At 60.8% G+C, this 19,929-nt stretch carries 14 protein-coding genes; 4 read left to right on the top strand and 10 right to left on the bottom strand.

Annotated elements, in window-relative coordinates:
- Window positions 1–24: 24 nt before the first annotated feature.
- From HMPREF2845_RS01440 to clpB, 6 genes are all read right to left on the bottom strand, one after another.
- On the bottom strand, window positions 25–945 hold the full coding sequence (locus HMPREF2845_RS01440; protein WP_070633705.1) for a polyphosphate polymerase domain-containing protein: 921 nt from the start codon (window positions 943–945) through the stop codon (window positions 25–27).
- A gap of 118 nt (window positions 946–1,063) precedes the next feature.
- Window positions 1,064–1,786: a DUF4956 domain-containing protein gene (locus tag HMPREF2845_RS01435; protein ID WP_070633704.1), complete on the bottom strand. Its 723-nt coding sequence runs from the start codon at window positions 1,784–1,786 to the stop codon at window positions 1,064–1,066.
- A gap of 316 nt (window positions 1,787–2,102) precedes the next feature.
- On the bottom strand, window positions 2,103–3,305 hold the full coding sequence (locus tag HMPREF2845_RS01430; protein ID WP_070633703.1) for an excalibur calcium-binding domain-containing protein: 1,203 nt from the start codon (window positions 3,303–3,305) through the stop codon (window positions 2,103–2,105).
- A 314-nt stretch (window positions 3,306–3,619) separates the two neighbouring features.
- On the bottom strand, window positions 3,620–4,837 hold the full coding sequence (locus tag HMPREF2845_RS01425) for an excalibur calcium-binding domain-containing protein (protein ID WP_070633702.1): 1,218 nt from the start codon (window positions 4,835–4,837) through the stop codon (window positions 3,620–3,622).
- A gap of 201 nt (window positions 4,838–5,038) precedes the next feature.
- Window positions 5,039–6,007 (bottom strand): Sir2 family NAD-dependent protein deacetylase, encoded by a 969-nt coding sequence (locus HMPREF2845_RS01420; protein WP_049348925.1) that lies wholly within the window; start codon window positions 6,005–6,007, stop codon window positions 5,039–5,041.
- Window positions 6,008–6,184: 177 nt separating this feature from the next.
- Window positions 6,185–8,794, bottom strand: coding sequence for an ATP-dependent chaperone ClpB (clpB, locus tag HMPREF2845_RS01415; protein ID WP_070633701.1), 2,610 nt, complete (start codon window positions 8,792–8,794; stop codon window positions 6,185–6,187).
- A gap of 275 nt (window positions 8,795–9,069) precedes the next feature.
- Here clpB and HMPREF2845_RS01410 point away from each other — a divergent pair, with 275 nt between their 5' ends.
- The 4 genes from HMPREF2845_RS01410 to HMPREF2845_RS01395 all read left to right on the top strand — a co-directional run bounded on the left by HMPREF2845_RS01410 (window position 9,070) and on the right by HMPREF2845_RS01395 (window position 12,826).
- On the top strand, window positions 9,070–9,753 hold the full coding sequence (locus HMPREF2845_RS01410; protein WP_070633700.1) for an NAD(P)-dependent oxidoreductase: 684 nt from the start codon (window positions 9,070–9,072) through the stop codon (window positions 9,751–9,753).
- Window positions 9,754–9,771: 18 nt separating this feature from the next.
- A complete protein-coding gene (locus HMPREF2845_RS01405; protein WP_070633699.1) occupies window positions 9,772–10,428 on the top strand; it encodes an HAD family hydrolase in 657 nt (218 codons plus the stop codon).
- Between the two features lie 335 nt (window positions 10,429–10,763).
- Complete coding sequence (locus HMPREF2845_RS01400; RefSeq protein WP_049346089.1) at window positions 10,764–11,261, top strand: Dps family protein; 498 nt, start codon at window positions 10,764–10,766, stop codon at window positions 11,259–11,261.
- Window positions 11,262–11,611: 350 nt separating this feature from the next.
- On the top strand, window positions 11,612–12,826 hold the full coding sequence (locus tag HMPREF2845_RS01395) for a VIT1/CCC1 transporter family protein (protein ID WP_049346090.1): 1,215 nt from the start codon (window positions 11,612–11,614) through the stop codon (window positions 12,824–12,826).
- Window positions 12,827–12,990: 164 nt separating this feature from the next.
- Here the strand turns inward: HMPREF2845_RS01395 and HMPREF2845_RS01390 are convergent, their stop codons facing one another.
- The 4 genes from HMPREF2845_RS01390 to HMPREF2845_RS01375 all read right to left on the bottom strand — a co-directional run bounded on the left by HMPREF2845_RS01390 (window position 12,991) and on the right by HMPREF2845_RS01375 (window position 19,815).
- Window positions 12,991–13,917, bottom strand: coding sequence for a hypothetical protein (locus HMPREF2845_RS01390; protein WP_049340935.1), 927 nt, complete (start codon window positions 13,915–13,917; stop codon window positions 12,991–12,993).
- Window positions 13,918–14,277: 360 nt separating this feature from the next.
- Complete coding sequence (gene sucD, locus HMPREF2845_RS01385; RefSeq protein WP_049340934.1) at window positions 14,278–15,195, bottom strand: succinate--CoA ligase subunit alpha; 918 nt, start codon at window positions 15,193–15,195, stop codon at window positions 14,278–14,280.
- Window positions 15,196–15,224: 29 nt separating this feature from the next.
- Entirely contained in the window at window positions 15,225–16,391 is a 1,167-nt protein-coding gene (gene sucC, locus HMPREF2845_RS01380; protein WP_005504561.1) for an ADP-forming succinate--CoA ligase subunit beta, read from the bottom strand.
- A 457-nt stretch (window positions 16,392–16,848) separates the two neighbouring features.
- Window positions 16,849–19,815, bottom strand: coding sequence for a UvrD-helicase domain-containing protein (locus HMPREF2845_RS01375; protein ID WP_070633698.1), 2,967 nt, complete (start codon window positions 19,813–19,815; stop codon window positions 16,849–16,851).
- Between the last annotated feature and the right edge of the window lie 114 nt (window positions 19,816–19,929).

The following is a 19,929-nucleotide window of genomic DNA, read 5'->3' as shown; positions in this document are numbered from 1 at the left end:
TGCCGTTTTAGCCAGATTGCCGTTTTAGGCAGCTGCGAAACGCTCGGTCAGCAGCTTCTGGTAGTCCTCTTCGGTCATGTCATCCACGTTCAGGCGGGTGCCCTCAACCGGTTCCAGGTGCATCCAGTTCTTCAGGGTTTCTTCCCACTTGTTGCTTGCCAGCTGCGGGTTCAACGCCGCCATACCGGTTGCAAACTTGGAAATCTTCGCGGGGGTGATGCCCGCATCCCAGAGGTGCTGATCTGCCACGGAAGGCTCCACGCCGGACTTGGTTTCGATGATGACCGCGTTCGGCAGGCCGTAGGTGGTGCCAACCAGGTTGCCGTGGAAGTTACGGTAGTTCACGCCCGCCATGAGGATGTTCTCGGACAGAGGGGTCCAGGTCAGGGCGTTATCTACGGTCATACGGGAGGCGACCGGGTTCTTCTCGCTCTGCGGCAGGAAGACCGTGGTACGGCGGTAGCCGGTGGTCAGAACCGCCTCCAGCTTGTGCACGGGGCCGGCGAGAATATCGCCGAGTGCTGCGGTGATGTACTCGTAACCTTCCGCGGTAAGCGTATCGCGGTTCTCGAAGGTGTACGGGATACGCTTCTTGACGGTCATATCCTGCTCACCGTCGGTCTTGACCTCCAGGAAGGTCAGCTCCGAGTCCAGGTAGCTACGGGTACGAATCTTGAAGGTGTCATCGCGGCTGTAGGCTGCCGAGTGGTAGCTCTGCATCTGCGGGGTGTCGAAGTAGACCGAGTCGTAGGCGAAGTCGCGCTGGCCATCGATTTCCATGACGGAGGCATCTGCGCCGAGCGTGGAGAGTACCTTGGCGGCCGTTTCTGCGTCGACAATGTACTTGCGGTCCACGCGGGTCTGCATGGCTGCCTTCTCGTTCATGGCTTCGAGGCTGATGCTCTTCCACTCTGCGGGGATGATGTTTGCGGCTGCGTTAGTCATGGGTCTTCGTCCTTCTGGGGCGCCGTCCCTGCGTGCTGTGCGCTGGGGGCGGCGTGTCGTGGGTATCGGAGATGTTTGTGCAGTTAGAGTGAATCGGAGGCTTTTATACCGGCTGGTCTTACTTGCCTACCGGGGTGCGCTGGAGCGGAACCATCCGGGTGTCCAGGGTGGTGTGCGCCTCGGCGGTGGGAACCTGAGGTGCTGCCGGGTAAGCCGCAGGAGCCTGCGATGCTACCGTCTGAGCGGCTACAGGCTGAGCCGCCTCCACTGCCGCAGGGATGCCGCCCTCGGTGGTTTCCTTGGGCTGGTAGGTGACGGTGGCGCGGGTCAGGTTGTTCACCATGTCCAGCTCGGTGATCTTCGCCGAGATGACGGTGTAACCCAGGCGAGCGCTCAGGTATACCTTGAGCTCTTCCTCATCGCTGATCGCACGATCGGCGGTGACGGTCTGAGTCTGATCGGTAGAGACCGGGGTGCTGCGCGAGTCGAGAATCGCGATGAGGCCGACCAGGGTAGCCATGAGGCCGAAGGCGATGTACGCCGGGCTAATGTTCACACCTGCGATCATGCCGACCGAGAGAGCTACGAAGTAGTAACCCACCTCGCGCTGGCTCAGGGCGGTGGATCGCAATCGGATAATCGACAGGACACCGAAGAGGCCCATACCCATAGCGGATGCGTTCGATCCGGCGGATACCAGCGCCACCGAGACGGTGAAGATGCCGGCGTTGATGACCGCGTAGGAAATCATCAGTTCGCGGTTGCGGTGCCGCACCATGTAGAGGGTGCAGAGAGCTGCGATGGCTATGGCATCGGCAATCGCCATGGTCAGAATAGTCATTGGGTGCTCCAGATATCGTGTCGTGATGTTCGCGGTGCTCTTTGCTGTCTGTTCATCAGCTTCGGGCTGTGCGTTCTTTGTAGTATCTAGATTCCCGTGCAAGCCTGTGTTTACCCTGTGTTGCCCTTAACTTAGAGATAAGTGTTATATGTCTCTAATAAATACCCTTATCGTGGCGCTATTCAATCGTAATTTTTCTCTTTTCTCGCGTCCTTGACGGAGCATCCCCCACAGCCTCAAAAGGCACAAAAAATGGGCCCCCTCCGATATGGAGGGAGCCCATAAAAGTAGCTAAAAGCTTAGCGACTAGGCGTTATTATGCCTTCTTGCGCATGCGGGTTGCCACGATGGTCGCGCCACCAGCACCCAGAGCAATCAGACCCAGACCAGCAGCGGTCATCGCACCGGATGCACCGGTCTTAGCCAGGGAAGAAGAGCTCTTGGAGGATGCGTTCGAGGAACCGGAGTCCAGGTTGTCACCGGAGCCGGAGCTCAGCGAAACGCTGTCGGAGTTCTGGTAGTCGGGACGCAACTCGCAACCAATACCGTCACCGTCGGCGTCGAACTTCTCCAGGAAGTCGGGATCACCCTTGTAGATGGGGCCGCCACGGTCTGCCCACACATCAGCGCAGTTCGGGTAACGAGACTTTCCAGATCCGCTAGAAGAGCCCTTAGAGTCAGCCTTATTCTCATAGTTGGGGTCCTCGTCACAGCCCTTATTGTCACCGTCAGCGTCGAACTTCTCACGGAATTCGGGATCACCCTTGTAAATGGGGCCGCCACGGTCTGCCCACACGTCAGCACAGTTCTGGTACTTGTAGGTCTTCTCATCCTTTGCGGAGGAGTCGGAGCCCTGCTCAGACTTCTGCTCATCAGACTTCTGCTCTTCGGCAGGCTTCTGATCCTCAGCGGGCTTGGTTTCCTTAGCCTCCTCAACGGCGGGTGCGGAGGTCTCGTCAGCAGGCTTGGGAGCCTCGGTGGTCGGCTCAGCAGTTGCGTCCTTGGACGGCTCGGGGGTCGGATCCTGGGTGGGTTCCGGAGTCGGGTCCAGAGTGGGCTCGGGGGTGGGCTGCTCTGCGACCTTAATGGTCACGGTAGCTGCCTTGCCGCCACGGGGAACGTCGCCGTCCTTCAGGGAGCCGGACAGCAGGTAAATGTCAACGGAAACGCTGCCGTGCAGCTCTTCCTGCCAGGGGATGGTGGCGGAGAAGTTACCATCGCTATCAGCGTGGATTTCCAGGTAGTCCTGGCCGTTAATCTTAACGGCGCCCTTGTTCAGCTTCAGAGCCAGAACGGAGCCGGAGGTGCCGTCAGCGGTCTTGAAGCCCTCGCCACCAATGTTCAGGCCCTGACCCTCATACCAGGTGTCGGGGGCAATGAACTGTGCAGAGTCTGCGTAGGTGTAGACAGTCTGAGGCGCGCCTTCAACAGCGAAGGTTGCGGGAACGGAAGTAGCAATGAGGCCACAGCCAATCAGAGCGGTGGCACCGATGCGTGCGATGTTGTTTCGAATGTTCATGCCCCCCATTCTAACGAGCGAAGCTTGGGATACCGGCTCCCAAGACGCCAATTTGCCATGACCTGACTCACAAACCGGGGTTTTCTTGAAGGTTTATTGAAGGCATGGTTGAACCATAGAGACCTTTTGCACCGCCGTGCACCCCTAAAGTCTCAATTGAGACTTGAAGAAACCAGCAAGTACATGCGCCATCCCACCGACACAACACGCCAACAAAAACCACCCCGTTAAACGCAAGAATCCCCTCCGCCGAACATTCAAAAGCGTTCAGGAGAGGGGACTCTCACGCACCGCACCGGGCGGTGACGATAGTTTTAGGAGTTCTTGCGGTTACGCACAGCGGTCACGCCAGCAACGCCCAGACCCAGAGCTACCAGACCCATACCGGCAATGGTGAAGGCGTTAGAAGCACCGGTGTTAGCCAGGGAAGAGCGCTGAGCACGGCTCGAAGTGTAGCTGCTCGAAGAGGAGGAGTCGCCGCCCAGGTTGTCCAGGCCGCCCGAGTTACGGGAAGAAGAACCCGAGGAGCTGTTGGAGGAGGAACCGTCGGTCACCTCGCTGTTAATGACCTCGCAGCCCCAATCATTCTTGTCATTATCGAACTTCTTACGGAAGTCCGGGTGGCTTTCGTGAATGGGCGCCAGGCCAGCAGCCGCAACCTCTGCGCAGTTCGCGAAGCGGGTGCTCTCAGCCGAAGCGGTCACCTGCTCGGTAGCGGAGGTGGAATCACCCAGCTGATCCTTCGCTTCGTTCGCTACAGGTGCGTTCTGCTCAGTAGTGGCCGAAGCGGAAGCCGATGCGGAAGCAGAAGCCGAAGCAGAGGGGGTTGCAACCACAGAAGCGGAAGCCGACGCGGTAGCCGAGGGGCTCACCGAAGCGGTAGCGGACGCCTTCTCATCGGCGCGGTCCTTGATCTTTGCATCCACGGAGGCAACAACCTCATCAGCGGCGGTAGCCGAAGCCGAAGGAGTCGCAGATGCGGAGGGCGCAACAGAAGCGGAGGGGGTAGCCACCACGGAAGCCGAAGCAGAAGCGGTTGCCGAAGGGCTCACCGAAGCGGTAGCGGAGGGGGTTGCTTCCTGAACGGAACGAGCCTCAATCTTCACGGTCGCAGCCTTGCCGCCGCGAGCGGTGTCGTTGTCCTTCAGGGAGCCGGAGAGCAGGTAGACGTCCACGGAGATACGCTCATCCAGGTCGTTCTGCCAGGGAATGGAAACGGAGAAGTTGCCCTTCTCGTCAGCCTGAACTTCCAGGTAGTCCTTGCCGTCAATCTTGACGGAGCCCTTGTTCAGCTTGATAGCGATGACGGAGCCGGAGGTGCCGTCCTGAGTCAGGAAGCCTTCGCCGGTAATCTTCAGGGTTTCGCCCTTGTACCAGACCTCAGAGATGTGGGAAGTCGCCTTGTCGGAGTAGACGTGGGTGACGGACTCTTCACCGTTCTGAGCGAACGTTGCGGGGATTGCGGTGACCGCCAGACCGCAGCCGATCAGGGCGGTGGCACCGAAGCGAGTGATAGTGTGTCGAATGTCCATCCCATCATTTTATCCCCGCACGATGGGTGTATCCGCCTGTCCAGGGGCTATTTGCAATGACTTGCAACACAAAATAGCACTTTCGTGCACTTAACTTTGGGTCAGTGCACGCGCGGCAAAATTCGCCAGAGAAACAGCATTCACTGCAGAAACAGCGCCGTCTAGACCTCTGCAACATTCCCGGCAACGCTCCCTGCAACCTTAAACGTCAACGGCGTCGAGCATGAGTTCCAGTGCCTCACCCACGCCGCTGCGCCACAGGTAGGTTGCTTTCGCATCCGCACGACCCGGACCGCCATTGATGACGGCGACCGGCTTGCCGGCGCGCAGAGCCTCCAGCACAATCTTGTAGCTGCTCATAACCGCCACCGAAGAGCCGACCACCAGCAGCGCCGAGCACTCGGCGAGCATGGCGTCCTTGCGCGCCTTACGCTCGGCGGGCACGGATTCGCCAAAGTACACCACGTCCGGCTTGAGGCGGGTCGAACCGCAATTCAAGCAGGGCACCATCTGAAAGTCGCGGATGTAGCGGTCGTCCAGTTCCACGTCACCGTCGGGGTTCACGCGCAGGTCACGGCCTTCCAAGCGGTCCAGGTAGCCGGGGTTCGCGGCATCCAGGCGCGCATCCAAGCTCTCGCGGCCCTCATCTCGCCCGCAGTCCAGGCAGACGATGCGCGATAGGTCGCCATGCAGGGCCAGCAGATTAGAACTCCCGGCGCGGGCGTGCAGGCCGTCCACGTTCTGCGTGATGACGCCACTGATAGCACCCAACTGCTCCAGCTCAGCGAGCGCATAGTGGGCGCGGTTCGGTTCGGCGCGGCGCATGCGGCGCCAACCTACGTAGGAGCGCGCCCAGTAGCGTTGGCGGGCGGCGTCATCGTAGCGGAATTCCTGGTATGTCATGGGTCGGTGATCGTGCAGGGATCCGCCGGGGCCACGATAGTCGGGGATGCCGGATTCGGTGCTCACGCCGGCACCGGTGAGCACGAGAACCTTACCCGCCTTGAGCAGGCGCGCGATACCTTCGGCAGCGTACTCCTCATCGTGCGGGGTGGCGTTCTCGGAGACAACTCGCTGAATGGAGCGGATCGCGGCACGGTGCACGGAGGCGATTTCTTCGCGCTGTTCACCGGCTGCGGCGAAGTTCTGTTGGTCAGTCCAGCGGTCCATTCTTCTCCTATGCTCTGTGCTCAATACTTTAATGTGCTCAATACGTTAAACGGCTGTGGGGCACCCTCCATTTCGAGGGTACCCCACAGCCTATTTCTTATGGTTTCGAACTGGCAAACTCAGCCACAGGCTAAGCCCGCCGAGCCAATCGGCTCCGTCCAGCCAGCCGGTTGAGTTTTAGTCCTCAGCCTTCTGCTCACGCTCGGAGGTCACCGACAGGCCGTCGCTGGCAACGTCCGGGTTCACGTCCACGGTCACGGTGTCGCCGTCGTGGATTGCACCGGAGAGGATGCCTCGAGCCAGGCGGTCGCCAATCTCGCGCTGTACCAGGCGGCGCAGCGGGCGGGCACCGAATGCCGGGTCGTAGCCGGTCTTACCCAGCCACTCCAGAGCGGCGGGGGTGACGTTCAGGGTGAGGCGGCGGTCCTCCAGACGCTTAGCCATGCTCTTGATCTGCAGGCCCACAATCTGGCCCAGGTTCTCAGCCGACAGGGGCTGGAACATGATGATGTCGTCCAGTCGGTTGAGGAACTCGGGGCGGAATGCCTGGTGCACAACCTCCAGCGCCTTCTCGGAGCGCTCGTCGAAGGGCAGGTCCTGGTTGACCAGGTACTGCGAACCGAGGTTCGAGGTCAGGATCAGGATGACGTTGCGGAAGTCCACGGTGCGGCCCTGGCCGTCGGTCAGGCGGCCGTCATCGAGTACCTGCAGCAGGATGTCGAAGACCTCGGGGTGTGCCTTCTCGACCTCGTCGAGCAGGACCACCGAGTAGGGGCGACGGCGTACAGCCTCGGTCAGCTGACCGCCCTCTTCGTGGCCGACGTATCCGGGAGGGGCACCGACCAGGCGGGACACGGTGTGCTTCTCGGAGTACTCGCTCATGTCGATACGCACCAGGGCACGCTCGTCATCGAACTGGAACTCAGCCAGTGCCTTAGCCAGCTCGGTCTTACCAACACCGGTCGGGCCCAGGAACAGGAAGGAACCAATCGGGCGGTTCGGGTCGGAAATACCGGCGCGGGCGCGGCGCACAGCGTCAGAGACAGCGACCACTGCGGCTTCCTGGCCGATAAGGCGGGCACCGATGCGCTTCTCCATTTCGAGCAGCTTCTCGGACTCGCCCTGCATCATGCGACCTGCGGGAATGCCGGTCCAGGAGGAGATCACCTCGGCAATATCGTCCGCGGTAACCTCTTCGGAGACCATGGACTCGCTCTTGGCGGTGTCCTCGGCGCGCTGTGCTTCTTCCAGCTCAGCCTGCTTCGCGGGAATTTCACCGTAGAGCAGGCGAGATGCCTCGGCGAGGTTACCCTCGCGCTGTGCAACCTCTGCGCGGGAGCGCAGCTCGTCAATCTCAGTCTTGAGGTCACCCACGCGGTTCAGGTTCGCCTTCTCGGCTTCCCAACGGGCGTTGAGGGAGTCGAGCTGTTCCTTCTTGTCAGCCATGTCCTTGCGCAACGCTTCCAGACGCTCCACGGATGCGGGGTCGGTTTCGCCGGCAAGTGCCAGTTCCTCCATGGTGAGGCGGTCCACGGCGCGGCGCAGCTGGTCGATTTCCTCCGGTGCGGAGTCAATTTCCATGCGCAGGCGGGATGCTGCCTCATCAATCAGGTCAATTGCCTTGTCCGGCAGCTGACGGGAGGGAATGTAGCGGTTAGACAGGGTTGCTGCGGCAACCAGCGCGGAGTCAGCAATCTGCACCTTGTGGTGTGCCTCGTAGCGTTCCTTCAGACCGCGCAGAATACCGATGGTGTCATCTACGCTGGGCTCGCCCACGTACACCTGCTGGAAGCGGCGCTCCAGGGCGGGGTCCTTCTCGATGTTCTCGCGGTACTCGTCGAGGGTGGTGGCACCGATCAGGCGCAACTCGCCTCGGGCGAGCATGGGCTTGAGCATGTTGCCTGCGTCCATGGAGCCTTCGGATGCGCCAGCACCGACAACGGTGTGAATCTCGTCGATGAAGGTCACAATCTGGCCCTCGGACTTCTTGATTTCTTCGAGGACTGCCTTCAGGCGCTCCTCGAATTCACCGCGGTACTTTGCGCCTGCAACCATGGAGCCCAGGTCCAGGCTGATGAGGGTCTTGCCGCGCAGGGATTCGGGCACGTCGCCGGAAACCATGCGCTGTGCCAGGCCTTCCACGACGGCGGTCTTACCGACGCCGGGCTCACCAATCAGAACGGGGTTGTTCTTGGTTCGGCGGGAGAGCACCTGCACGACGCGGCGAATCTCAGAGTCGCGGCCGATGACCGGGTCAAGCTTGCCTGCGCGGGCAATGGCGGTCAGGTCGGTGCCGTACTTTTCGAGAGCCTGGAAGGTGCCCTCGGGGTCGGGGGTGTCCACGGTGCGGTCTCCTCGGACGTTGGGGATGGTCTGTGCGATGAGCTCTGCGGTAGCGCCGAGCTTGTGCATTGCTTCAGCGGTGCTATCGGTTCCGCTGGCAATGCCCAGCAGAATCATTTCGGTAGAAACGTAGGTATCTCCGAATCCCTGGGCGCGGGTCTGTGCCGCCTGCAGAGCGGAGAGCGCGGCACGGCTGAGGGAGGCGTTCTGCACGGAGGCACCGGATGCCTTCGGCAGCTTCTTGATTTCAGCGGATGCCGCCTCGGAGATAGCGTCCACATCCAGGCCTGCAGCCTTGAGGACTGCTACGGCGACGCCTTCGCGCTGGTCCATGAGGGCCTTGAGGATGTGTGCGGTTTCAATAGTGGGGTTGCCGGCGGTTTGAGCATTAGTATTTGCCGCCGAGATGACTTCTTGACTCTTGGTGGTGAACTTGTTGTCCATGATGTTCCTTTCGCATTTCGAGGGGCTTATCCTATGCGCCCCTGCATTACATAACTTGAGTCTACTCCACTCAATTATGTTTCGCAAGCCTCCTGCAAAAAAATTTTCATATTTTTCACCCCACCTCACCCCACCTCACACCCCTGACCCCCAAACAAAAGCCCCGGACAAAAGCCCCAGTCAAAACCGCATTGTTATACTGACCGGACTGGGTACTTGCGAGGCTGGGTGCTTGCGGGCTCCCACAACAATCACAGTCACGAATGGGGACCCACATGAAAATACTGGTTCTAGGTGCAACCGGCCGCACCGGCTACCTCTTCACCCGCAAAGTACTAGAACAGGGGCACACCGTCACCGCCTATGTGCGCAACCCCCATAAGGCGCGAACACTACTGGGAACCCACCCGAACCTCACGATTACCCCCGGCATTCTAGATGATGCCGAGCGACTCGCCGCAGTATCCTCCGGACAGGACGTCATGGTGAGCATCCTGGGGCAGAAAGCCACGGTGCGAGAATTTCTCTCCTCCACGTTCATGCAGGAGCGCCTGCCTCTCATCATGGAGGCGGTCACGGGCGCAGGCGTGAAGCACTGCGTTCTGATGAGCGCCTACGGTGTGGGCGATACGGTACGGACCGCATCCCTCCCCATGCGCCTGGTGTGCAAGGTCATCATGCGCGGCATTTTTACCGACAAGGTTAAGGCGGACGCCCTGGTTGTCGAATATCAGCCGTATATTTCGCGTGCTCATCCGGGCAGGCTGACCGACAAGCCCGGTAAGGGCGGGGTGAAGGTGTTTGATATGGCGAGCGTCGAGCGAACTCCGGGCATTCCGACGATTGCCCGTGAAGACGTTGCCGATGCGCTGCTCACTATCGCCAAGAACCCCCAGAACGCGGGTACGGATTTTTTGGTGACGATTGGGGACGCCGTGCTACGCTCGCCCCAGAAATAAACCGGTAGGCTTAATGACATGACGACTACGAACACCTTCCCCGCCGCCATTCTCTTCGACCACGACGGAACCCTCGTCGATACCGAACCCGTATGGGCTGCCGCAAAGGTTGCTCTCACCGCAGAATTTGGCGGCACCTGGACCGAGCAGGACACCCTCGACTGCCTGGGCCTATCCATGCAGTTCACCCTGGATCGCCTGCGCGAGCGCGGCGTAAACCTGCCAGACGAGGAGATTAACGATCGACTGGTGGCGAAGGTGCACGAAACCCTGGCGCAGCAGCCGGTCGAATTCCTGCCCGGCATTGAGCGCTTCCTCTCGGAGGTTCGCGACGCGCAGATTCCGGCGGCAGTCGTCACGAATGCGACCACTTCCGTGGCTCGCCGCACCGCGGATGCGGCACCCGAGGGCACGTTCTCGGTGGTTATTGGCAATGATGAGACCACCCACCCCAAGCCGAACCCGCAGCCCTATCTTTTGGCGGCGGAGCGTCTGGGTGTTGATCCGACTCAGTGCGTGGCTCTTGAGGACTCCCCGTCGGGCGTGCGCAGTGCGACCGCGGCGGGTATGCGTGTCATTGTTGTGCCGGGCGAGCTGGAGGTTCCGGCGGAGCTGGGCACCGTGCGCCTCAAGCATGAGGAGCTGACCTTGGAGGCGGTTCGCGCGCTGGCGTAGCCACCCGATTCACACGCGGGAAGCTCTGCAGAAAGGCTGGAAGCCCTGCAGAAAACTGAATACGCTTCACCATAAAGGGTGGGATGCGCGATATGAGATACCGCGCGTCCCACCCTTTGTGCGCGCCTGAGCGGTGAGCCACGCAGGCATTTGGGGCAGGCAAGCTTGGGCAGGAGCTTTTAAGTGCAGTGTGACACATAGATGACAATTTATTACGAATTACTCAAAATAACCTTGACAGCGGTTTCTTAAAATGATTTACTCATAATAACGATTCGGCGGGGCAACAGATCCCACCGAACCACAAGCATCACAGCATCATGAAGGAGACCATCATGGCATTCGCAAACTACACCGCACCCGGCCTGACCCTCGAAGAAGGCAAGGGCATTTCCGAGGTTCTCCAGGCACGTCTGCACGACCTGAACGACCTGCACCTGCTGCTGAAGCACGCTCACTGGAACGTGACTGGCCCCGGCTTCATCGCCGTTCACGAGATGATTGACCCCCAGGTCGACACCGTCCGCGAGTTCGTTGACGCCATCGCAGAGCGCATGGCAACCCTGGGCGCAACCCCCAACGGTCTGGCTGGCGCACTGGTCGCACAGCGCACCGTCGAGGACTACGCAGTTGGCCGCGCACCCGTCGCCGCTCACCTGCGCGCCCTGAACGACGTCTACACCCGCGTGATTGAGGCTCACCGCAAGGCGATTGAATTCGCTGGCGAGTCCGACCCCGTCACCGAGGACCTGCTGATTGGTCAGACCGCCGAGCTGGAGAAGTTCCAGTGGTTCATCCGCGCATTCCTGGAGAACGGCGAAGGCAACATCTAAGCCGCAACCATCTAAGTTGTAGCCTCTAAACTGCAGCCTACTTATGGCGGCAAGCCATGTAGACGCTATCTTTTAGAGCCACAAACCGGGCGGGTGCGCTCTCCTTGACGGAGGGTGCACCCGCCCGGTTTTTTGCACGAGATAGACGTCGAGTTCACCTATCGTTCCTCGCCCGTGCGGTATCACAAAGTACGTTGAGGCGAACAATAACACCGGGTTAGGCCGTCCTAGATTTTCTGTTCGGAGTGCTCTACAGTGGTTCACTGATCAACACAGAGCACACAGATCGAACACATGATTGAGCGCCCGAAAGATACTCGGCGCGGCCCGTACCCGGCGGAAAGAGAGATATGAGCACGCACGCCCCAAACGAGCACGGCGAAGACAAGCACGGCGAGCAGACCGAGAAGCTTCAGGCTAACGCGGCCGAGGCTGAAGGGACCGTAGCTGAGGCGACCGAGCACGAACTGACCCGCCACAGTGCAGTTACTTCCCCCTCCCCCGCGCAGATTAAGCGTTGGCGCCGCTACCTGGCTGATGAAGAGTCGGAGGCGCGCATCTACCGCTACCTGGCTCGCCGCGCCGAGGGTACCGACCGCGAGATCCTTCTGCAGGTTGCCGAGGCGGAGAAGCGTCACCAGCAGCATTGGCGTGACATGCTCGGCGAACACGCGGATGTTCACGTGCGCCCGTCCATGCAGTCTCTGGTGTTGCAGTTCTTGGCGAAGAACTTCGGTTCGGTGTTTATTCTTGCGATGGCTCAGCGCGCCGAGTCCCGCTCCCCCTACGCTGAGGACCCGGACGCCACCGAGGAAATGGCGGCTGACGAGGCGATTCACGAGGAGATTATTCGCGCCCTGGCGACTAACGGTCGCGAGAAGCTTTCGGGTAATTTCCGTGCGGCGGTCTTTGGCGCTAACGACGGTTTGGTGTCGAATCTGGCGCTGACTATGGGTATTACCGCGTCGGGCGCGTCCAGTTCGATGGTTCTGCTGTCGGGTATTGCGGGTCTGCTGGCGGGTGCGCTGTCGATGGCGGCGGGTGAGTTCGTGTCGGTGCGTTCTCAGCGTGAGCTGCTGGATGCCTCCCAGCCGACCCAGGTGACCCTGCGTGTTGCGCACGATTTGGATTTGGATTCGAACGAGCTGGAGCTCATTTACCGTGCCCGCGGCATGGAGCCGGACGCGGCGCATCACCGTGCGATGGAGCGTTTCGGCTACCTGGATTGTGACTGCGATCCGTCGCTGTCTCACCGCGAGGAAGAGGATCGTGAGGAGAATGTGGCTTTGGGTACCGATATTGGTGCCGCCGCAGCGTCGTTCGCGTTCTTCGCTTCGGGTGCGTTGGTTCCGATTCTGCCGTATATCTTTGGCTTGTCGGGTGTGTTCGCGATGGTGTTGTCCCTGCTGTTTGTGGGTGCGGCGCTGGGCTTCACCGGCGGCGTGGTGGGCCTGCTTTCGGGTGCTTCCCCGCTCAAGCGCGGTGTTCGTCAGATTCTAATTGGCTTTGGCGCTGCATTCGTGACCTACCTGCTGGGTCTGGCGTTCGGCACGACGGTCGGCTAGTTACAACACCCCCAATAAGCTCTCGACAAGTGTATATAGCCGCTCTGGAATTTGTTTTCAAGCGTTTGAGAACTATTCGGATGCAGAAATCCCCCGGTGGATACATTCAGTGTATCCGCCGGGGGTTTTCTATATGTTCTTACCCTGCATGAGGGGTTGATCTATTACGGGTGAATCTCCGCGGTGGTGGCCTGACCGGAAACGCTCTCCGAACCGCTCGCGCCGTTGCCGGAGTAGGTCAGGTTTGCGACCTGCACGCTGGAGGTCTGCTTGTACGAAACCCAGCCGTCGTTTGCCGGGAAGCGCAGCTGCGCCGGCATGAAGTTGGTCTGGCTGTAGTACTTGGTGCCGGACTGCTTCATGGTGTACGCCTTGCTGGTGGTGTAGACGATACGACCCTTGAAGGTGTAGGTGCCGTCAGAGTTTTTGGTGACGGTCGGTACTTCTGCGGTCCAGGTGCCGGCGGTCTGCGCGACGGACAGGTACTTTGCCTGGCCTGCGGAGGCTACCAGTTCGGTGGTCTTACCGGTCAGCTTGCGACCGGAGGGGGCCCATGCCTGACCGTTGATCTTACCGAGCTTAAGGAGCGACTGTGCGCTGGCGGCGACGGTGTACTCAACCTCGGTTACGAAGGTTGCGCCAGCTGCGAGGGTGACGCTGCTGCCGGGGATGTAGCCGGTGCCGGTTGCGGTGTCCTTGGTCGGTACGGACCACCAGAAGCCGCTGGAGGACATGTATGCGCCGTTTGCGCCGGTCTGGGAGTTGGTGACGGGGGTGAACTTACCTTCGCCGTTGACGTAGGTTGCGCTCTTGGGCTTGGAGGTTGCGTCGTCCCAGTTGATGTCGGAGTCGGGGGTGCCGGAGGCAGTGAAGTGTGCCTCGGGGCTTGCCGGGTTGATGGTGCCGGTGTTGTTGGAGGATGCGTAGCCGACGTAGCCGCCGTTGTTCTGCACGCTGACGTACACGCCGTACTGCACGCCGGGGGTTTCCTTGGATGCGGCGTAGGCAGGTACTGCTGCGGAGGCTGCGACGACGGGTGCGGACCAGACGCCTGCCTTTGCGATGGTGCGGCGAGAGATGGGCTGAGTCATGAGTGTAGTGATCTCCTGTGAGTGTTTGGTGTTTCTTAGAGCCGCTCAGAATGGTTCTGACTAGGCTCAATGCACTCCAGTATACAAAGGTTGAGGTTATATCTGCACCTTATGAGGGCGGATGTGCACAATCTTACTTTCCTCCGTAAGTTCTACCGCCCGGTTTCAAACATCTCAAAAGCATCCTCAAATCCCAGCACTATTCGGCAGCTGGAGCGGCTCAACCTTCCTCTTTTCCCCGGTGCATTCCCCTCCAGCACCTCTGGGCGTTCTTCGGCACTGTCTCTGTTGAGTTCCCGGTTAAAGCACAGATGCCGGTAGCCTCATGGACTACCGGCATCTGCCGCAATACTATGCTGTTTACTTCGCTGCGAAGATTTCGCGCATCAGGTTTGCAGCCTCGGAGGGGGTCTTACCGACCTTCACGCCTGCTGCTTCCAGAGCTTCCTTCTTCGCCTGAGCGGTACCGGAGGAACCGGAGACAATAGCGCCTGCGTGGCCCATGGTCTTACCCTCAGGAGCGGTGAAGCCTGCAATGTAACCAACGACGGGCTTGGTCACGTTTGCCTTGATGTACTCTGCAGCACGCTCCTCAGCGTCACCACCGATCTCACCAATCATGACGATTGCTTCGGTCTCGGGGTCAGCTTCGAAAGCTTCCAGAGCGTCGATGTGGGTGGTGCCGATGATGGGGTCGCCACCAATACCGATAGCGGTGGTGAAACCAATGTCGGACAGTTCGTACATCAGCTGGTAGGTCAGGGTACCGGACTTGGAAACCAGACCAATCTTGCCCTTGCCGGTGATGTTCGCCGGGATAATACCAACCAGGCACTCCTCGGGGGAGATGATGCCGGGGCAGTTGGGGCCAATGATACGGGTGATCTGCTTGCCGTTCTCGTCCACGGATGCCTTAGCAGCTGCCCAGAACTCTGCGGAGTCCTGAACCGGAACGCCCTCGGTGATGACGACGACGAGGCCGATCTTAGCCTCGATAGCCTCGAGAACTGCTGCCTTGGTGAAGGCCGGGGGAACGAAGACGATGGAGACGTTCGCGCCGGTCTTCTCCATAGCCTCAGCTACGGAACCGAAGACGTCCAGCTCGATGTCGGAGCCGTCCTTCGCCTTGTGGGTGACGGTGGTACCAGCCTTGCGAGCGTTCACGCCGCCCACAATGTTGGTGCCTGCTGCGAGCATGCGTGCGGTGTGCTTGGTACCCTCGCCACCGGTGATGCCCTGAACGATGACCTTGGAGTCCTTGTTCACAAAGATAGACATATTACTTCCTTGAAATCCTTTGCTGGCGATTACGCCTTGTGAGCGAGCTCTGCTGCCTTGTCGGCGCCGGAGTCCATGGTCTCAGCCAGAACAACCAGCGGGTGGTTCGCCTCGGAGAGGATGCGGCGACCCTCAGCAACGTTGTTGCCGTCCAGGCGCACAACCAGGGGCTTGGTTGCTGCGTCGCCCAGAATCTCCAGAGCCTTCACAATGCCGTCTGCCACTGCGTCACATGCGGTGATGCCGCCGAAGACGTTCACGAAAACGCTCTTGACCTGCTCGTCGCCCAGAATGATTTCCAGACCAGCAGCCATAACCTCAGCGGACGCGCCGCCACCAATATCAAGGAAGTTTGCGGGCTTGACGTTGCCGTGGTTCTCACCAGCGTATGCAACGACGTCCAGGGTGGACATAACCAGACCTGCACCGTTACCAACGATGCCGACCTCGCCGTCCAGCTTCACGTAGTTCAGGTCGAACTGCTTTGCCTTAGCTTCCAGCGGGTTCTCAGCGGACTTGTCCACGAGAGCCTCGTGCTCGGGCTGGCGGAATTCTGCGTTGTCGTCCAGGGAGACCTTGCCGTCCAGGGCGAGGATGGTGCCCTCGGGGGTCAGAACGAGGGGGTTAACCTCAACCAGGGTTGCGTCTTCCTTGGTGTAGACTTCGCCCAGCTTGACGAGAACGGGAACAACCTTCTCCTGCAGTTCTGCGGAGAAACCTGCTGCCTTAGCAATTTCCTCAGCCTTAGCCTGGTCCAGGCCAACCAGCGGGTCAACCTCGATCTTTGCCAGTGCCTCGGGGCGCTCAGCAGCGAGCTGCTCAATTTCCATACCGCCTTCTACCGAGCACATTGCCAGGTAGGAGCGGTTTGCGCGGTCCAGCAGGAGGGAGAAGTAGTATTCTTCGGCGATGTCTGCGCCGTCAGCGACCAGCACGCGGTGAACGGTGTGGCCCTTGATGTCCATGCCGAGAATTGCCTTAGCGTGCTCGTAAGCTTCTTCGGGGGACTTTGCGAGCTTAACGCCGCCAGCCTTACCGCGGCCGCCGGTCTTAACCTGAGCCTTAATGACGGTCAGGCCGCCAATTTCCTCAGCTGCTGCCTTTGCTTCTTCAGGGGTGGTCGCAACAATGCCCTTGAGCACGGGTACACCGTGCTTTGCGAAGAGCTCGCGCGCCTGGTATTCGAAAAGGTCCACAGGTGTCCTTCTTCTTCGAAGTGGTGCCGAGTACTGGTGCACTCGGCTTGGTCATTAGAGGAGGTTCCCCTGTGTGTCCGGTACGTGCGATAGGTGTCTCTCGCACCCGGCGCACACGCATCATTGACGCGGGGAATTTCTCTCGTCTCTACTCTATCGGATTCGGCGTGAGCTCGCACTCACGGAACCCTAAATCTGAGATTTTAGCGACTCAGCTCACAAATATTTTGGGTACATTCTACCCAAAGGCTGTGCACCGGGTAACTAACCCAAACTCGCGCTCCCCCATCCGCCGCGAAATACCGGCGAAAATGCGGCGTTTACCGCCGTGCTCTGCAAAGCCCCAGTCCCCTTCTCAGCAGGCGGACAACACGCCCGGTACGGCGCACAAAAGAGGGGCGGGAACCTCAGGTACCCGCCCCTCCATCGGCGTTGTCAGGTTCGCACGCCTGACGCGTTAGCTCACCTTCTCTAGCGGCGCGTAACGCAGCAGCAGGCGCTTCTCTTCCGAACCGAAGCGGACCTTCGCCACGGTCTTATCGCCGCTACCCTCAACGGCGAGCACGCGACCCTCACCAAACTTGGTGTGGCGCACGGTATCGCCGACCGTCAGAGTCGGGATTTCCTTGCTCTGGTGCACGCGGGAACGGTTCGTCACCTTCGAGGTGGCCGCCGCCAGCCCGTAGCTTGCCGAGCCATTAATATCCGCGGTGGACGGCTCGGAACGGCGTACGGGGCGAGACTCGTAGGGGTCGTAAGAGCCGCGCGAGCTACCGACGCTGTAACCACCCGAGCCATAGCCGCCCGAATAGCCACCGTAGCCGGAACGGGAACCACCCGAATAGCCGCCACCGTACGAGTTGCCGTAGGAGCTGCCGCCATAGGAACCGCCGCCGCGAGCGCCGTACGCACCCATACCGGAGGCGCCAAAGCCCGAAAAACCGGCGGTACGCTTCCAGTCAATCAGCTCCTCCGGGATTTCCTCCAGGAAGGGCGAGGGCGGGTTGAACTGGCTCTTACCCCACATGGTGCGGGTTTCCGAGCGGGTCAGGTACAGGCGCTCCATGGCGCGGGTCAGACCCACGTACGCCAGGCGGCGTTCCTCGCTCATTTCCTTCTCATCGGTCAGGGCACGCTGATGCGGGAACAGGCCGTGCTCCATGCCGGTCAGGAACACCACGGGGAACTCCAGGCCCTTGGCGGTGTGCAGGGTCATGAGGGTGACCATGCCCTGCGCCTTCGCCTCAGCGGCTTCGGCCGCAATCTGTGCGGCAGAGGCGTTCTCACCCTCCGCGCTGGCGGGGCGGTTCGGGATTGAGTCGGCGTCGGCGACCAGAGCCACGTGTTCGAGGAACTGCTCCAGGTCGGCGCCGGGGTTCTCGGTCTCGAACTCGACCATGGCGTCAAGTAGCTCGGAGAGGTTCTCCACGCGCGATTCGTCCTGAATGTCCTTAGAGGCGCGCAGAGCCGCCAGGTACCCGGTCTGCTCCAGGACCGCTTCCAGGCAGGTTGCGGCGGGTTCGGTGCGGGCAATCTGCGCCAGGTCGTCCATGAGGCGAACGAACTCGGCGTACTTCTTCACCGCGGCGGCACCCAGGCCGGGAATATCGGCTGCCTGGCGTGCGGCGGCGTAGAAGGAGATGCGGTTCGCACTCGCGTACTCCGCCACCACGGACTCAGACTTGGCACCGATACCGCGCTTGGGCTCATTCAGGATGCGGCGCACGTTCACGTCGTCATCGGGGTTGCTCAGGGCGCGCAGGTAGGCGAGCGCGTCCTTGATTTCCTTACGCTCGTAGAAGCGGGTACCGCCGACCACGCGGTAGGGCAGGCCGGCACGCATGAGCATGTCCTCGAGGGTTCGGGACTGCGCGTTGGTGCGGTAGAAGATTGCGACGTCACCGGGCTGCACGCCGTGCTCATCGGCAAGGCGGTCAATTTCACGGGTGATGAAGCGTGCCTCGGCGTGCTCGGATTCGGCGACGTAACCGATAATCTTCGCACCCGCGCCGGAGGCGGTCCACAGCTTCTTGGGGCGGCGGTCGGGATTGCGTTCAATGACCGCGTTCGCCGCCGAGAGGATGTTCTGCGTGGAGCGGTAGTTCTGCTCGAGCAGAATGGTGTGGGCGTTCGGGTAGTCCTTCTCGAAGTCCGTAATATTGCGGATATCCGCACCGCGGAAGGCGTAAATGGACTGGTCGGAGTCACCCACCACGGTCAGCTCGGCAGGGGGCACCGCATCCGGGTAGGGGCCGCGGTCAGCAGGCGCCTTCGTGTGGGCGCCGACCAGTTCACGCACCAGCTGGTACTGGGCGTGGTTGGTGTCCTGGTACTCGTCCACGAGGATGTGGCGGAACTTGCGGCGGTAGTAGTTCGCGATTTCGGGGAACTTCTTCAGAAGGAAGACGGTGCGGCCGATCAGGTCGTCAAAGTCGAGGGAGTTGGCGGCGCGCAGACGCTGCGTGTAGACGGTGTAAATCTGCGAGACGGTCTTCTCGTACGGGTTATCGCTTGCCACGCGGGATGCATAAGCTTCGGCACTGACCAGCTCGTTCTTCAGCGCGGAGATGCGGTTGCCCACTGCCTTGGCGGTGAACTTCTTGGTGTCCAGGTTGAGCTCTTTGATGATGAGGCTCAGTAGGCGCTGCGAGTCGGTCGAATCGTAGATGGTGAAGGTGGACTTCAACCCGAGGGCGGCGGCCTCACGGCGCAGCACGCGCACGCAGAAGCTGTGGAAGGTCGAGATCCACATGTGCTTGGCGCGCGGGCCAACCAGCGCCTCGATACGTTCACGCATTTCGGCGGCGGCCTTGTTGGTGAAGGTGATGGCGAGAATCTGGCCGGGGGTCGCGCGGTGGGTTGCGAGCAGGTACGCGATGCGGTGGGTAAGCACGCGAGTCTTGCCGGAGCCGGCACCCGCGACGATGAGCAGGGGCGAGCCGGAGTGCAGCACGGCCTCTTCCTGGCGTTCATTGAGCCCGGCGGTGAGGGAGGCGGGGTCCACGGCGTTGAGGCTGTGGGTGCGTTCGCCGTAGGGGTCAGCGGGGTCGAAGTCCTCACCGTAGCCGCCGACGCGGTAGGCGGGTGGCATGAAGTCGCCGAGCGGGTCTGCGGCGGTGAAGGCTGCGGGTGCGCCGGGTTCAGGAACGGGCGCGCTGGTAGCAGGGGTACCGTAGGCGGGCATGCCGGTGGGCAGGGCGGCGGGTACGTCCTGTGCGGGCGCTTCCATCACCGGGGCATCCATCACTGCGGCGTCCATGGCAGGGGCGTAGTAGTCGTCCTCGGCAGGGGGTACGTCGTAGTAGGGGTCGAAGGGCGGCTCATCATCCGCTACCGGTGCTGCGGGGGTGACGAGTTCGGCGGCGAACAGGCCGTCCTGTTCGGTGAAGGGCTGCTTCTGCTGTTCGGGCTTGTCGCTCATCATCTACCTCGCTGCCTAGAATACACGTTCGATATTCCATGCTACCGCATTTACTCCGCGGCTCCCACCCGTTCGGTCAATCAGCCTCACAACCTAAATCGGCAACGGCACACCGGT

The organism is Rothia sp. HMSC065B04 (genome assembly GCF_001812285.1).
GTDB classification, from domain to species: Bacteria; Actinomycetota; Actinomycetes; order Actinomycetales; family Micrococcaceae; genus Rothia; species Rothia mucilaginosa.
The sequence above is the reverse complement of the archived record's forward strand: the minus strand, read 5'-3'. Positions and strand labels throughout refer to the sequence as shown.

Bases quoted from the DNA above. Each gene is read 5' to 3' on its own strand.
- HMPREF2845_RS01440 (WP_070633705.1), bottom strand. From the start codon at position 945: ATGACTAACGCAGCCGCAAACATCATCCCCGCAGAGTGGAAGAGCATC.
- HMPREF2845_RS01435 (WP_070633704.1), bottom strand. From the start codon at position 1,786: ATGACTATTCTGACCATGGCGATTGCCGATGCCATAGCCATCGCAGCT.
- HMPREF2845_RS01430 (WP_070633703.1), bottom strand. From the start codon at position 3,305: ATGAACATTCGAAACAACATCGCACGCATCGGTGCCACCGCTCTGATT.
- HMPREF2845_RS01425 (WP_070633702.1), bottom strand. From the start codon at position 4,837: ATGGACATTCGACACACTATCACTCGCTTCGGTGCCACCGCCCTGATC.
- HMPREF2845_RS01420 (WP_049348925.1), bottom strand. From the start codon at position 6,007: ATGGACCGCTGGACTGACCAACAGAACTTCGCCGCAGCCGGTGAACAG.
- clpB (WP_070633701.1), bottom strand. From the start codon at position 8,794: ATGGACAACAAGTTCACCACCAAGAGTCAAGAAGTCATCTCGGCGGCA.
- HMPREF2845_RS01410 (WP_070633700.1), top strand. From the start codon at position 9,070: ATGAAAATACTGGTTCTAGGTGCAACCGGCCGCACCGGCTACCTCTTC.
- HMPREF2845_RS01405 (WP_070633699.1), top strand. From the start codon at position 9,772: ATGACGACTACGAACACCTTCCCCGCCGCCATTCTCTTCGACCACGAC.
- HMPREF2845_RS01400 (WP_049346089.1), top strand. From the start codon at position 10,764: ATGGCATTCGCAAACTACACCGCACCCGGCCTGACCCTCGAAGAAGGC.
- HMPREF2845_RS01395 (WP_049346090.1), top strand. From the start codon at position 11,612: ATGAGCACGCACGCCCCAAACGAGCACGGCGAAGACAAGCACGGCGAG.
- HMPREF2845_RS01390 (WP_049340935.1), bottom strand. From the start codon at position 13,917: ATGACTCAGCCCATCTCTCGCCGCACCATCGCAAAGGCAGGCGTCTGG.
- sucD (WP_049340934.1), bottom strand. From the start codon at position 15,195: ATGTCTATCTTTGTGAACAAGGACTCCAAGGTCATCGTTCAGGGCATC.
- HMPREF2845_RS01375 (WP_070633698.1), bottom strand. From the start codon at position 19,815: ATGATGAGCGACAAGCCCGAACAGCAGAAGCAGCCCTTCACCGAACAG.